Source organism: Kitasatospora sp. NPDC006697 (assembly GCF_042869935.1).
GTDB lineage: Bacteria > Actinomycetota > Actinomycetes > Streptomycetales > Streptomycetaceae > Kitasatospora.
The window spans coordinates 1-13,229 of the sequence record NZ_JBIAGU010000022.1 but is presented as its reverse complement, the minus strand read 5'-3'; the positions used below and the strand labels follow the sequence as shown (position 1 = coordinate 13,229).

General features: G+C 73.9%; 12 protein-coding genes. 4 read left to right on the top strand and 8 right to left on the bottom strand.

Annotation, left to right across the window (positions count from 1 at the left end):
• The first annotated feature begins 85 nt into the window (after positions 1 to 85).
• Both ACFYNO_RS27045 and ACFYNO_RS27040 read left to right on the top strand, forming a co-directional pair.
• Positions 86 to 907, top strand: a complete 822-nt coding sequence (locus ACFYNO_RS27045) for a class I SAM-dependent methyltransferase (RefSeq protein WP_388017742.1) — start codon at positions 86 to 88, stop codon at positions 905 to 907.
• A gap of 100 nt (positions 908 to 1,007) precedes the next feature.
• Positions 1,008 to 2,027, top strand: coding sequence for an NAD-dependent epimerase/dehydratase family protein (locus ACFYNO_RS27040; protein ID WP_388017739.1), 1,020 nt, complete (start codon positions 1,008 to 1,010; stop codon positions 2,025 to 2,027).
• A 59-nt stretch (positions 2,028 to 2,086) separates the two neighbouring features.
• Here ACFYNO_RS27040 and ACFYNO_RS27035 read toward each other — a convergent pair whose 3' ends face one another.
• From ACFYNO_RS27035 to ACFYNO_RS27015, 5 genes are all read right to left on the bottom strand, one after another.
• Positions 2,087 to 2,848, bottom strand: coding sequence for a hypothetical protein (locus ACFYNO_RS27035; RefSeq protein ID WP_388017736.1), 762 nt, complete (start codon positions 2,846 to 2,848; stop codon positions 2,087 to 2,089).
• A 159-nt stretch (positions 2,849 to 3,007) separates the two neighbouring features.
• Entirely contained in the window at positions 3,008 to 4,162 is a 1,155-nt protein-coding gene (locus tag ACFYNO_RS27030; protein WP_388017733.1) for a family 2 encapsulin nanocompartment cargo protein polyprenyl transferase, read from the bottom strand.
• A gap of 125 nt (positions 4,163 to 4,287) precedes the next feature.
• Positions 4,288 to 5,715 (bottom strand): family 2B encapsulin nanocompartment shell protein, encoded by a 1,428-nt coding sequence (locus ACFYNO_RS27025; protein WP_388017730.1) that lies wholly within the window; start codon positions 5,713 to 5,715, stop codon positions 4,288 to 4,290.
• A gap of 307 nt (positions 5,716 to 6,022) precedes the next feature.
• Complete coding sequence (locus ACFYNO_RS27020; protein WP_388017727.1) at positions 6,023 to 6,583, bottom strand: methylated-DNA--[protein]-cysteine S-methyltransferase; 561 nt, start codon at positions 6,581 to 6,583, stop codon at positions 6,023 to 6,025.
• Positions 6,580 to 7,455 carry a helix-turn-helix transcriptional regulator gene (locus ACFYNO_RS27015; RefSeq protein ID WP_388017724.1) on the bottom strand — a complete coding sequence of 292 codons (876 nt, stop codon included), beginning with the start codon at positions 7,453 to 7,455 and terminating at the stop codon, positions 6,580 to 6,582. Before ACFYNO_RS27015 ends, ACFYNO_RS27020 begins: the two co-directional genes overlap by 4 nt.
• A gap of 145 nt (positions 7,456 to 7,600) precedes the next feature.
• Here ACFYNO_RS27015 and ACFYNO_RS27010 point away from each other — a divergent pair, with 145 nt between their 5' ends.
• A complete protein-coding gene (locus ACFYNO_RS27010) occupies positions 7,601 to 8,359 on the top strand; it encodes an SDR family oxidoreductase (RefSeq protein ID WP_388017721.1) in 759 nt (252 codons plus the stop codon).
• Here the strand turns inward: ACFYNO_RS27010 and ACFYNO_RS27005 are convergent.
• From ACFYNO_RS27005 to ACFYNO_RS26995, 3 genes are read right to left on the bottom strand one after another with little or no spacing between them, the layout of a single operon-like run.
• Positions 8,350 to 10,104: a beta-galactosidase family protein gene (locus tag ACFYNO_RS27005; protein ID WP_388017718.1), complete on the bottom strand. Its 1,755-nt coding sequence runs from the start codon at positions 10,102 to 10,104 to the stop codon at positions 8,350 to 8,352. The genes ACFYNO_RS27010 and ACFYNO_RS27005 overlap by 10 nt on opposite strands.
• A gap of 52 nt (positions 10,105 to 10,156) precedes the next feature.
• Complete coding sequence (locus ACFYNO_RS27000; RefSeq protein ID WP_388017715.1) at positions 10,157 to 10,642, bottom strand: hypothetical protein; 486 nt, start codon at positions 10,640 to 10,642, stop codon at positions 10,157 to 10,159.
• Complete coding sequence (locus tag ACFYNO_RS26995; RefSeq protein WP_388017712.1) at positions 10,639 to 11,763, bottom strand: damage-control phosphatase ARMT1 family protein; 1,125 nt, start codon at positions 11,761 to 11,763, stop codon at positions 10,639 to 10,641. The genes ACFYNO_RS27000 and ACFYNO_RS26995 overlap by 4 nt, the downstream gene beginning before the upstream one ends.
• 252 nt (positions 11,764 to 12,015) lie before the next feature.
• On the opposite strand from ACFYNO_RS26995, the gene ACFYNO_RS26990 reads away from it, so the two are divergent.
• On the top strand, positions 12,016 to 13,229 hold a 1,214-nt coding region (locus tag ACFYNO_RS26990; protein WP_388017709.1), incomplete at its 3' end, for a low temperature requirement protein A.

The window sequence follows — 13,229 nt, the reverse complement described above, 5'->3', positions numbered from 1 at the left end:
ATCCATGAGAACCGGATGACAATCCGGTCTCGGTCCTGGGTATGCGGTCCGGTGGAGCTGTACCCGGACTGACGAGGAGGCGGCGGTGGCGGACGGCGGCGCGATGCGGGAGACGGTGCGGGAGGCGTATGGGCCGGGGGACCTGGCCGGGGCGCCGATGTTCGGCGGCGGGTTCATCAACTTCGGCTACTGGCAGGCGATCGACCTGCGGGGGCCGGTCGGCGGGGCGGAGCGGGTGCGCAGCCAGCAGGACCTCTACCGGCACGTGCTGGACGCGGCCGGGCTGCCCGCGGCGGGGTCGGTGCTGGAGGTGGGGTGCGGGCTGGGGATGGGCTGCGCGCTGGTGCTGGGCGAGCACGGGGCCGCCGAGGTGACCGGCCTGGACATCCACCCCGAGCAGCTGCGCCGGGCCCGCGACACCCACGCCGGGCTGCTGGACCGCACCCCGCCGCGGCTGCGGTTCGTCCAGGGCGCCGCCGAGCGGATGCCGCTGCCGGACGCGGCCTTCGACACCGTGCTCAGCGTCGAGGCCGCCCAGCACTTCCCCGACCTGCCCGCCTTCGCCGCCGAGACCGCCCGGGTGCTGCGCCCCGGCGGCCGGGTCTCGCTGGCCGGCTTCTTCACGGTGGACGCCGACCCGGGCCGGCCCGCCGAACTGGCGGAGCTGCTGGAGACCTTCGCCAACGGCCTGGACATCGCCCGGCCGCTCTCGGCACTGACGGACGCGTTCGGGAACGTCGGCCTGACCGACGTCCGGGTCGAGTCGATCGGCGCGGAGGTCTGGCCCGGCTGGGACCAGTGGCTCGCCCAGTGGTGGGCGCCGGACACCTGGCCGCGCAACTTCCTGCATGCGTACCGGCGGGGGATCCTGGACTACTACACGGTGACGGCCACCCGGCCGCGCTGAGCCTTCGCCGGGGGTGCACCTTGTTCTCTCTGAGCGAACACCGCACGCCCCCGGCGAACGCCCCTGCCCCGCCGCGCCCCCTGCGGTCAGACTCAGGCGCATGCGAATCCTGATTCTGGGCGGCTCGGTCTTCCTCGGCCGGGCGTTCGCCGATGCCGCCGTGCGGCGCGGGCACTCGGTGACCACCTTCAACCGCGGGCGCTCGGGCACCGACCCGGCGGGCGTCGACGTGGTGCGCGGCGACCGCACGGTCGCCGCCGACCTGGCCGCCCTGGTCGCCGGCGGCGAGCGCTGGGACCTGGTGGTCGACACCAGCGGGCAGCAGCCGCACGACGTGCGGCAGTCCGCCGCCGCGCTGCGCGAGCACGCCGACCGCTACCTCTTCGTCTCCTCCGTGCACGCCTTCGCCGGCTGGCCGGACGCGCCCGTGGACGAGGCCTCGCCGCTGCACGAGTGCCCGGCCGACACGCCGGCCGGGCAGCCGTTCAGCACCGCGCTGAAGGCCGGCTGCGAGCGGGCGGTGCTGGAGCAGTTCGGCGCCGAGCGCTCGCTGCTGCTCAACTGCGGCCTGCTGGTCGGCCCGCACGAGAACGTCGGCCGGCTGCCCTGGTGGCTGGAGCGGATCGCGGCCGGCGGCCGGGTGCTCGCACCGGGGCGGCCGGACCTGCCGATCCAGCTGATCGACGCCCGGGACTTCGCCGAGTTCGGCCTCGGCCTGGGCGAGCGGGGCGAGCACGGCAGCTTCGTCACCACCGCGCTGCCCGGTTCCAGCACCTTCGGGGGGATGCTGGAGGCGTGCGTCGCGGCCACCGGGTCGACGGCCGAGCTGGTCTGGGTGCCGGATGCCGCGCTGACCGCCGCCGGCATCGAGATCTGGAGCGAACTGCCGCTCTGGGCACCCGAGTTCGGTGAGGACGGCAAGCCCAGCGGGATCTGGCGGGCGGACAGCGCCAAGGCGGTCGCCGCCGGCCTGGCCTGCCGTCCGATCGAGCGGACCGCCGCGGACACCTGGGCCTGGATCCTCGAACGCGGCCCGCGCGACCGCCCGTACACCCAGGGCGGCGAGCCGATCGGCATCGACCTGGAGAAGGAGCGCCGCCTGCTCGCCGCGCAGGGCTGAGCACGCCGACGGTGCGCCGGCCCGGGCAGGGCCGGCGCACCGTCAACTTGCCTGGGCCGCTAGGTCCGTGGCGGTGGCAGTCGTTGCAGGAAGACGTCGAAGGCCGTCGGTTTCACCGCCGTCACGCCGGTGAACGGGAAGTTCATCTCCTTGATCACCAGCAGCGAGACCACCACCAGCGCCCCCAGCGAGAGCACCATCAAGGTGTGCGCCAAGGTGTTGGAGAGGCCGAAGAGGAAGGTGAAGCCGACGGTCAGCACGCCGCCGACGATCAGCGCCACCCAGAGCAGCGCCGGCACCGAGTCGTCCACCTGGTTGAGGCGTTCGCGCCGCTCGGAGGCCAGCGCCTCCAGGTGGCTCACCGCGTGCTCGTAGAGCACCTGCTGCTGGGCGTCGGTCGGGTTGATGGAGAAGACGCTGGTGCGGATCTGGTAGACCAGCTGGGTGGCCTCGGGGCTGCTGTGGTGATGAGCCATCAGCGGCCACTCGGTGTCCTGCACCTGGCGGGCGTAGGCGAGGGTCTGCTGCTCCAGCTGCGGGCCGAGCGGGTCCGGGAGCTCACGGGAGATCCAGTAGATGCCGGCCAGCGCGTCGGCCTCCTGGAAGGTGGTCTTGCGGGCGGCGTCGTTGTTGGTCCAGACGGTGATCACGACGAAGCCCAGCAGCACGGCGTAGAGCACGCCGACGGCCGCGAAGATGAAGCCGGCCACGTCGTTGTGGCTCTCGCGGACGTGGTGCGGGATCCAGCGCTGCAGCAGTTTGAGGGAGACGGCCAGCAGGGCCAGCACGATGACGACGGTGCCGATGTCGGCGAGACTCATGAAGGTGGTGCCTTCTGGGTCAGGGCAGCACGGACCGCGGGGGCGGCCGCGGGCTGCGACTGGTGACGGGGTGGGCCGTGCGCGGCGCACCGGCGGGCGCCCGGGAAGCGGGGCGGCGGGCGGCGGTGCGCAGTGAAGGAGAAGCGGGGCGGGAGACGGTCAGCGGTTGCGGCGGGTGACCAGCTCGGCCAGCGCCAACAGGTCGTCGGTGTCCGCCGGGTCGGGCACGGCGGCGGAGAGGTGCTCGATGGCCGCGGCCATCCGCTCGCAGGAGGCGCCCTGCGCCCAGACGCGGCCGCCGGCCCGGTCCACCGCCTCGGCGGCCTGCCGGACCTCCTCGGGGGTGAGCGGCCGGTCGAGGGCGTAGATCCGGGCGAGTTCGGCGCCGGCCGGGGTGCCCGAGCCGAGCGCGGCCACCACGGGGAGGGACTTCTTGCGCACCAGCAGGTCGGCACCGGCGGGCTTGCCGGTGACCGCGGGGTCGCCCCAGATGCCGATCAGGTCGTCGATCAGCTGGAAGGCCAGGCCGATCTCCCGCCCGAAGGCGTCCATCGCGGCGGCGGCCCGCTCGTCGGCCCCGCCGTAGAGCGCGCCGATCGCGCAGGCGGCGCCGAGCAGCGCACCGGTCTTGGCCTCGGCCATCGCCAAGCACTCCGCCAGCGAGACGGTGCTGCGCTGCTCGAAGGCACAGTCGGCCTGCTGGCCGGCGCAGAGCTCGACCACGCAGTCGGCCAGCCGCCGCATCGCGCTGCCGGCGGCCGGGTGGCCGTCCTCGGCGAGGGTGCGCAGGGCGAGCGAGTGCAGGGCGTCGCCCGCCAGGATCGCCTCGGTGGCGCCGAACACCCGCCAGGCGGTGGGACGGTGGCGACGGGTGTCGTCGCGGTCGATGACGTCGTCGTGCAGCAGGGTGAAGTTGTGCACCAGCTCGACGGCGGCCGCGGCGGAGACCGCGGCGCGGGCCGGCTCACCGCCGGTGCGCTGGGCGGGCAGTCGGCGGGTGGCGGCGCAGGCCTCGGCGGCGGCCAGCACCAGGGCGGGGCGGATCGCCTTGCCCGGGTCGGCGGTGGCGGGCGAGCCGTCGGCCTCGCGCCAGCCGAAGTGGTAGGCACCGACCCGGGCCATCGACTCGGGCATGCTGTCGACCGCGCGGCGCAGCGCGGGGTCGACCAGGGCGCGGGCCCGGGCCAGCAGCCCGGCGGCCTGCTGGTCGGCGGTCGCCTGGTCGGCGGGCTGCTGGCCGGCGGTGGTACCCGGCTGGTTCTCCGGGTTTCCTTGATTGTCCTGACTACCCCGGCTGAGCGTTTCGGTGCCCATGGGTTCCGGCCCCCCAGAATTCGTTCGCTGTTCGAATATCCCCCGCCGAGCCGCCCCCGGGGAATTCCCGGGAGCGGTCCGCCCATGCCTCAGCTCGTACCGCCCGAACCGCGCGATGGCGTGATTCAGTCCCGCGGGCGGGCGATTTCCACGTTCTCCAGCACGCCGATCGCGTCCGGCACCAGAATGGCCGCCGAATAGTAGGCGCTGACCAGATAGGAAATGACGGCCTTCTCGTTGATGCCCATGAAACGGACCGAGAGGCCGGGCTGGTACTCGTCCGGCAGGCCGGTCTGGTGCAGGCCGATCACGCCCTGCTTGTCCTCGCCGAGACGCATCGCCAGGATCGAGGTGGTGTGACCGTCCACGATCGGGATCTTGTTGCAGCTGAGCAGCGGGACGCCGCGCCAGGCTGGCACCGTCTGCCCCTCGACCTGGACCGGGGTCGGGTAGAGGCCGCGCGAGCTGCACTCCCGGCCGAAGGCGGCGATCGCCTTCGGGTGGGCCAGGAAGAACTTGGTGCCGCGGCGGCGGCTCAGCAGCTCGTCCATGTCGTCCGGGGTGGGGGCGCCGGCGTGGGTCTGGATCCGCTGCTCGTACTCGGCGTTCTGCAGCAGGCCGAACTCCGGGTTGTTGATCAGCTCGTGCTCCTGGCGCTCGCGCAGCGCCTCGATGGTGAGCTTGAGCTGCTGCTCGATCTGGTTCATCGGCTCGTTGTAGAGGTCGGCGACCCGGCTGTGCACCCGCAGCACCGTCTGCGCGACGCTCAGCTCGTACTCGCGGGGCGCGATCTCGTAGTCCACGAAGGTGCTGGGCAGCTCGTGCTCGCCCTCGTGGCCGGCCGCGAGCTCGATCTCGGCCTCGCCGTGCCTGGTCTGCGGCTGCTGCGAGTCGGCGATGAACTGCAGGATCTGCTCGCGCAGCGACTCCGAGCGGTCCACCAGCTCCTGGAAGGCGGGCCAGGGCAGCGACATCGCGGTGCCGGCGGTGACGGCGGTGACGCTGTAGGGCCAGTTGCCGTCGGCGACGGTCAGCGCCTCGTCGCCGATGTGGTCGCCGTCGGCCAGCACGCCGACCACGGCGCTCTGGCCGTACTTGCCCGGGGCGACCTTGTTCACCTTGCCGTGGGCGATCAGGAAGACCTCGTTGATCGCCTGGCCGGCCTCCACCAGCACCTCGCCGGCCCGGAAGTCGCGCTGCACGAAGCGGCTGGCCAGCTCGTTGAGCAGGGCCTCGTCCTCGACACCGCGCAGCACCGGGACCTCGGTCAGCGAAGGCGCCCAGACCTTCACCTGGGCGCCGGTCTTGACGAAGCTGACCCGGCCTCGGCCGACGGCGTAGCTGAGCCGGCGGTTGACCCGGTAGGTGCCACCGCTGACCTGCACCCAGGGCAGCATCCGGAGCAGCCAGCGCGAGCTGATGCCCTGCATCTGCGGTTCGGACTTGGTGGTGGTGGCAAGATTCCGGGCGGCAGCGGTACCAAGACTCTGCTGTTGGCCGGCGGCCGGCTCGGAACCGGGCGCCGGAATACCGGTGGCGATCTCTGTAGTCATGACAGGGCCCTCCCCCACGCGAAGATACGGACTGCTGGATTCCAGCGTGCCGCTCGGCACTCGCGCGGCGCAATCACTCGTACGGGTGATTGACCCCGTGGGGCAATTAGTACGATTAGCTATTCTGCTCGATTTTTGTTCGGGCTATTTCCATGCAGAATCGATCCCGCCCCGCCGCTGTCCGGAGCAGTTCTCACATCCGAATCCGTGCACATCCGACCCGATCGCCCCTCCGCGGCGGCGGTGGCGAGGACACGCGGAACCACCGGTTCGGAGCAACCCCGGCGGTGCGCCGCCCGGGGTGCCGTCAGCCCGGCCCCGCCCAGTCCAGCGTCGGCTCCAGCCGGCCCTCCAGGGTCAGCAGCCAGCGCTTGGTGTCCAGCCCCACCCGGCCGTTGCCGAAGCCGCCGAGGCCGTCCGCCGCCACCACCCGGTGGCAGGGCACCAGCACCGGCAGCGGGTTGGCGCCCATCATCTGGCCGACCGTCCGGGCCGCCAGCCCCGGCGCCTCGCCGGCCGGGAAGACGCCGCAGCGCCGGGCCAGCTCACCGTAGGTCACGGTCTCGCCGAACGGCACCGTGCCGAGCAGCGTCTCCAGCACCGCGCGGTGCGGCCCGGTGGCCAGCCGCCAGTCCAGCGGCAGGCCCAACTGCCGGACCCGGCCGTCGAAGTAGGCCGCGAAGGCGTCGCGGACGCGGGCGCCGCGCCGGTCCTCCGGGGCCCGCGGCCGGTCCGCCGGCAGGCTCTGCGCGATGAACTGCACGGCCGCCACCCCGGCTCCGGTCACCCCGACCGCGAGCGGGCCGCTGGGCAGCGGGCTGTCCACCGACAGCCACTCGATCCGGTCGGCGGCCTGCGGCGCGCTCATCGCCCGCCCGCCAGGTCCGCCGGCTGCGCTCGGCCGCTCGCCGCCCAACTCGCCAGGAGCGCCAGCCGCTGGTCGCTCGCACTGCCCGGCTCGACCGTGTAGGTCACCAGCAACTGGTCGCGGTCGCCGGGAAGTTGCAGCGTCTCGTAGGCGAACTCCAGCTCGCCGGCCACCGGGTGGTCGAGCCGCTTGCTCCCCCAGGTCTTGTCGTGCACCTCCTGGGCGGCCCAGAGCTTGGCGAACTCCGGTCTCAGCTGCGAGAGTTCCGCGACCATCCGGCTGAGCACCGGGTCGTTCGGGTGCCGTCCCGCGTCCAGCCGCAGGTAGCCCACGGTCTCCTCGGCGACATGCGCCCAGTCCGGGTAGAGCTCCCGGGCGGCCGGGTCGGTGAAGGTCTGCCAGGCCGCGTTGCACCGCCCCGGCGCCATCGCGGAGAAGCCGCCGACCGCGTCGCCCAGCGCGTTCCACGCCAGCACGTCCATCCGTCGGCCGAGCACGAAGGCGGGCACGTCCGCCATCCGGTCCAGCAGCCGCCGCAGCCCCGGGCGCACGGTCTGGACGGCACCGCCGCCGGCGCCGAGCGCCGCCGGGCCGTCCGGGCGCGGCGGGTGGGCCAGCAGGCGCAGGTGGTCGTGCTCCACCGGGTCCAGCCGGAGCACCCGGGCGACCGCGTCCAGCACCGCCGCCGAGACGTGCTGCCCGCGCCCCTGCTCCAGCCGCACGTAGTAGTCCACGCTGACCCCGGCGAGCTGCGCGACCTCCTCGCGGCGCAGCCCCGGCACCCGGCGCCGTCCGTAGGCGGGCAGGCCCACCTCGGCGGGCTGGATCCGGGCCCGGCGCGAACGGAGGAACTCCCCCAGTGTGTTCTCCATGCCCACCAGCCTAGGCCGCCGCCCCGGCACGCGTTCCTGGTACTGGCAGACCCAGGAAAACCGCCACCCTGGGTGGCCCCCGCCGACCGGCGCATGATCGGTCACGTCGAACGAAGGACCCGATCCCGATCCTCAGGAGCTCGAAATGACCTACTCCCTCACCGGCCGCACCGCAGTCGTCACCGGCGCCGCCTCCGGCATGGGCGAGGCGACCGCGCGGCTGCTGGCGGCCGGCGGCGCCCGGGTGGCGCTGCTGGCCCGCCGGGCGGACCGGCTGACCGAACTGGCCGCGAAGATCACCGCCGACGGCGGGCAGGCGCTGGCCGTCCCGGTCGACATCACCGACCAGGAGGCCGTGGACCGGGCCGCCGAGGCCGTGCACCGGGCCTTCGGCCGGGTGGACCTGGTGGTCAACGCGGCCGGCGTGATGCTCCCCAACCCGCTCGCCGACGGCCGCCTGGACGAGTGGACCACGATGGTGGACACCAACCTGACCGGCGCGCTGCGGGTGGTGCGCGCCTTCCGGGACGACCTGGTGGCGGCCGCCGCCGAGGGCGCGGCCGCCGACCTGGTCAACGTCTCCTCGATCGGCGCCCACGTCCCCTTCCCCAACTACGCGGTCTACGGCGCCACCAAGGCGGCGCTGACCCAGCTCTCGACCGCGCTGCGCACCGAACTGGGCCCGCTGGACGTGCGGGTGACCAATGTGGAGCCCGGCCTGACCGACACCGAGCTGGGCGGCCACATCGACAACGCCGAGCTCTCCGCCCAGTTGGACGGCATGTTCGCCGTGATCCCGCCGCTCGCCGCCGGGGACATCGCCGACCTGATCGCCTGGACGGTCAGCCGGCGCCCCGGGGTGAACCTCTGCCAGGCGATCGTGCTGCCGACCCGTCAGGCCTGACGGTCGAGCACGGGATGGTCCAGCAGCTCCACCGACTCCCCGGCCGGGCCGTGCAGTTCGAGGATCACCAACTCGTTGCGCCCGGCCCGGAGCAGCGGCCCGGGGAGGTAGAGGGTCTGCTGCGGGCCGATGTCCCAGTACCGGCCGAGCAGGAAGCCGTTGATCCAGCAGACACCCTTGCCGTGGCCGGCGGTGTGCACGAAGGTGTCGGCCGGCTCGGCCACCTCGAACTCGGCGCGGCGCAGGACGGGGTGGCCGTCCCCCGCCGCCGCCGGCTCGGCCGGCTCCGGTGCCTCCTCCAGCGGCAGCGAGACCATCTCCCAGCCACCCAGCAGCAGTTGCTGCCCGAGCCGGACCCCGCCGCTGATCCCCTTCCGCTCCGCCAGTGCGGGCCCGTAGTTGACCCGCCCCAGGTTCTCCACCAGCAGCTCCAGCCGGGCGCCGCCGGCCGGCACGGCGAACTCCACCGGCCCGTCGCCGCTGCGCCCGGTGCGGTCCAGCACACCGACCGGGCGCCCGTCCAGGAAGACCTGGGCGCGGTCGCCGAGCCCGTCCACCCGCAACTCGGCCGCCTCGCGCGGCCCGGAGACCTCGGTGCGGTAGAGCACCAGGCCGTACGCCTGCCCCAGCTGCTCCATCGCGAGCGGGTACGGCGAGCGGACCGGCTCGCCGTACAGCGCGGCGAGCGGCACCGGTTCGGAGAGCCGCAGGGTGCGCGGGGCCAGCCGCCGCGGCTCCTCGCGCGGCGGCGGCTCCGGCAGTTCGGTGTACTTGCCCAGCACCTCGCGGAAGGCCCAGTACTTGGCGGTGGGCCGGCCGTCCTCGCTGATCGCGGCGTCGTAGTCGTAGCTGGTGACAGTCGGCTCCAGCCGCCCGTCGGTGAGGTTGGCGCCGTTCAGCCAGCCGAAGTTGGTGCCGCCGTGCGCCATGTAGAGGTTCACCGAGGCCCCGGCGGCCAGGATCTCCTCCAGCGCCCGGGCGGCGTCGGCGGCGTCCCTGGTGTGGTGCGGCTCGCCCCACTGGTCGAACCAGCCGTACCAGTACTCCATGCAGACCGGCGCCGCGGCCGGGTCGTGCGCCCGCAGCACCTCGAAGTGTCCGGCGGCCCGGTCGCCGAAGTTGACCGTCGGCAGGATGCCCGGCAGCGTGCCGCCCTGCAGTTGGGCCCGGTCCGGCCCGTCGGAGGTGAACAGCAGGCAGCCCGCCCCGCGTCGGCGCAGCCCGTCCGCGAGGTGGCGCAGGTAGGCGGCGTCGGTGCCGTACGAGCCGTACTCGTTCTCGACCTGCAGCGCCAGCACCGGGCCGCCGTTCTCGGCCAGCATCGGCAGCAGTTCGGGCAGCAGCCGGTCGAACCAGCGGTCCACGGCGGCCAGGTAGCCCGGGTGCGAGCAGCGCAGCCGCATCCCCGGATCGGCGAGCAGCCAGGCGGGCAGGCCGCCGGCCTCCCACTCCGCGCAGATGTACGGCCCGGGCCGCACCAGCGCCTTCAGCCCGTGCCGCTCGGCGGCGCGCAGGAACCTGCGCAGGTCGAGCCGCCCGCCGAAGTCGTAGGCGCCGTGGCGCGGTTCGTGCAGGTTCCACGGCACGTACGTCTCGACGGTGTTGAGCCCCATCGCCCGCAGCAGGGAGAGGCGGTGGTCCCACTGCTCGGGCACCACGCGGAAGTAGTGCATCGCTCCGGAGAGGATGCGGAACGGTTCGCCGTCGAGGGCGAACCCGTGCTGGTCGTAGGTCAAGCTGGACATCGGCAGTGCTCCTCCGGCTCGGCTGCCTTCCATCCTGCCCCGCCGGCCGCCCTCAACCGTTGCGGGCCGCACCCTCCGGCCAGACGACCGTCACCGGAATCCCCCGGCTCCGCGCCACCGCCACCGCGTCCGCGGTCCCGCCGCCGCCGTTGCCGGACTGCCCGTCCCAGACCGCGACCAGCCGGTCGGCGCGCCGCAGCATCTCCTCGTTCGCGGCCTCGTACGCCTCGCGCCGGGCCGCGGCGAACGGCATCACCAGCACCTCGGCGGCGGCCTGCCGCAGCCGGTCGAACTCGGCCGCGTAGCCCGGCCGCACCTTGGCGTCCCGGTAGTCGGCGGAGGGGATGACCACGACGAGCCTCCCGCCGAGCGCCAGCACCACATCCGCGAAGAGCGCGTCCGCGCCCTCCGCGATGCACGACACCCCGGTGAGCAGCCCGCTCGGGTAGACGGAGAGCATGCCGACCAGCGCGGCCCGGACGAGCGGGAGGCTGTCGCCGGTCAGGTCCATGTGCCCGGTGACGGCGATGACGGTCACGACACCGTCCCCGCCGCCCGCACCTGGACGATCCCGTACTTCCCGGTGGTCCGCCACGCCTCGCCGGTCGCGTCCAGCCCGGCGAGCGCTGCCGGGTCCAGGCCGACGATGACGTCCGACTTCAGCGTGCGGAGCGCGGCCACCGGGGTCGGGAAGTACCCGACGCACTCGGCGAACGGCGTGGTGGGCTCCCAGTACCGGTCCCCGACCAGGCGGCGGTAGTTCAGGTCGCCTTTGGTGACGGTCAGCGCGGCGCCCTCGAACTCGCTCCGCAGGTCGGCGGGCAGGTCGTGGAAGGGGAGGGGAGCGGCGAAGAAGGCATGGGTGCGGACGGCGAGCGTACCGTCGCCCATCGCCTGCCGCAGCCGCCGGCCGATCGGCCCGGCCTGCTCCAGCCGCGCCACGGTCGCGAGGACGTCCGTGGCCGTCGCGTCCGAGACGTAGTACGGGTACGGCTTGACGTACAGCACCACCTCGGCGGCCCGCCCGCTCGTGAGCAGGTGGTCGATCAGCACCAGGTCGGGCAGCAGCTCCCGTCCGGCGTTGTCCGCGACGAAGCAGATCCTCCCCTGCACGGCGTCCCACAGCGCCGCGCTCTCGTCGACGATCACCGCCGAGTCCCGGGCCTCGCCGGCGCCGGCGATGATCTGGAAGCTGAGGTCCGCCCGGTTCCCCCAGAGCGCGGATGCGAGCAGCACCTCGCGCCGCTCCTCCCCGGGCAGCGCTGCCAACTCGGCGTCCACCGCCGCCCCGCCGAGCTCGGCGCTCTTGAACGGCGCGAACGGATCGACGCCCGGCCACTCCCCGAAGTACCCGGTCGCCTCCAGCAGACGCCGGTAGAAGTAGCTCTCCGCCCAGAGGAACGGCACCTCGCCCCACGGCCGCCCGAGGTACCCGTCCCCCCACGCCAGCCACTGCGCGGCGTCATGGGCGCTCGCGGGCAGCGGCTCCACCACGCCGCTGATGGTCTCGGCGAGCAGCCCCTCGACCGCGGCCCGCTGCCCCGGTCCGTAGGGCAGCGCGTCGAGCACCTGCCGGATGAGCTTCGGATGCCGCTCGTGGAACACCGACCGGGCGAAGGACCCGGGGGTACCAGTGAGGATCACGGGTGCGGTGGGCATGTGCAGACTCGTCCTCGTGAAGACCCGTCCGGTCAGCTGCCGGGCTGTCACCAGGCTACGGGGCCGGGGCGGTCGACGAGGACGCCACTCGGTCCGGCGGCACCGGTCACGGCGAGCCGCACGATCGGTTCGTCGGCGAGGGCCCGTCCGGCGGCCGGAAACCGGGACAGTCCCGGTCAATCCACCGCCCCCGGCGGCCGCTTCGCCCGGCCCCGTCACCACCCCTTCGAACCGGTGCCCGATACTCCCCGGGTGAGCACCGACACCGCCGACCGAGCCGCCACCCTCCGGGTCTCCCCGCTGGAGCTCTTCCTCGACCTGGTCTTCGTCTTCACCGTGACCCAGCTGACCGCCAGCCTGGTGCGCCACCAGACCGTCGGCGGGCTGCTGCGGGTGCTGGTGATGCTGGCCGTGATCTGGTGGATGTACGACGCCTTCACCTGGCTCACCAACGCGATGCCGCCCGCCACCCACGCCCGCCGCGGGCTGCTGCTGCTCACCATGGTGGCCTTCCTGGTGATCGCGCTGACCATCCCGCACGCCTTCGAGGGCGAGGGGGTGGCCTTCGGCTGGGCCTACCTGGCGGTGGTGGCGCTGCACACCGGGATGTTCGCCGCCCACGGCGTGGCCCCGCGCTCGGTGATCCGGATGGGCCTGCTGAACGGGGTGAACACCACCCTGGTGGTGGTCGGCGGCTACCTCGCCGGCTCCGCCCAACTGGCGCTCTGGGCGCTGGCCTACGTCCTGCAGTTCGTCAATCCGGGGCTGGTGGACCTGCACAACTTCCGGCTCCGGGCCGACCACCTGGTGGAGCGGCACGGGCTGGTGGTGATCATCGCCTTCGGCGAGTCGGTGATCGCGCTCGGGACCGGCGCGGTCAGCCTGGCGCCCGGCCCGCTGGCGGTGGCGCTGCTGGCGCTGGCGGTCTGCGTGGGGCTCTGGTGGGCGTACTTCGGGCATGACGACGACACCCGGGCCGAGCACTACGTGGCCTCGCTGGACAACGCCCGGCGCAACCGGCTGGCGGTCTTCGCCTACGACGTGGGCCACTACTGGCTGCTGCTCGGGGTGCTGCTCTTCACCGCCGGGATCCACGAGGCGCTGCAGCACCCGGGCAGCCGGCTGGCCTGGCCGGCGGCGGCCGCGACGGCGGGCGGAGTGGTGTTCTACCTGCTGGCGAACGCGGGGATCCGGCGCGCCCTGCGGCTCGGTCCGTCCACGGCCCGGGTGGCGGCGGCCGGGCCGGTGGCGGCCACGGTGCTGCTCGGCGGCCTGGTCGGCGGTCTGGCCCAGGTGGCCGTGATCGCCGCGCTGCTCGCCATGCTCTTCGGCGCGGAGGAGTGGCGGGGGGGGGGGGGGGCCCGGGCCCCCCCCCCCCCCCCCCCCCAAAACGGGCCCCCCCCCCCCCCCCCCCCCCCCCCACCCCCACCCCCCCCCCCACCCCCCCCCCCCCCCCCCCCCCCAAC

What these genes read in the sequence shown, in the direction of transcription:
- ACFYNO_RS27040 (WP_388017739.1), top strand. Translation starts at nt 1,008, where the DNA reads ATGCGAATCCTGATTCTGGGCGGCTCGGTCTTCCTCGGCCGGGCGTTC.
- ACFYNO_RS27035 (WP_388017736.1), bottom strand. Translation starts at nt 2,848, where the DNA reads ATGAGTCTCGCCGACATCGGCACCGTCGTCATCGTGCTGGCCCTGCTG.
- ACFYNO_RS27030 (WP_388017733.1), bottom strand. Translation starts at nt 4,162, where the DNA reads ATGGGCACCGAAACGCTCAGCCGGGGTAGTCAGGACAATCAAGGAAAC.
- ACFYNO_RS27025 (WP_388017730.1), bottom strand. Translation starts at nt 5,715, where the DNA reads ATGACTACAGAGATCGCCACCGGTATTCCGGCGCCCGGTTCCGAGCCG.
- ACFYNO_RS27020 (WP_388017727.1), bottom strand. Translation starts at nt 6,583, where the DNA reads ATGAGCGCGCCGCAGGCCGCCGACCGGATCGAGTGGCTGTCGGTGGAC.
- ACFYNO_RS27015 (WP_388017724.1), bottom strand. Translation starts at nt 7,455, where the DNA reads ATGGAGAACACACTGGGGGAGTTCCTCCGTTCGCGCCGGGCCCGGATC.
- ACFYNO_RS27010 (WP_388017721.1), top strand. Translation starts at nt 7,601, where the DNA reads ATGACCTACTCCCTCACCGGCCGCACCGCAGTCGTCACCGGCGCCGCC.
- ACFYNO_RS27005 (WP_388017718.1), bottom strand. Translation starts at nt 10,104, where the DNA reads ATGTCCAGCTTGACCTACGACCAGCACGGGTTCGCCCTCGACGGCGAA.
- ACFYNO_RS26995 (WP_388017712.1), bottom strand. Translation starts at nt 11,763, where the DNA reads ATGCCCACCGCACCCGTGATCCTCACTGGTACCCCCGGGTCCTTCGCC.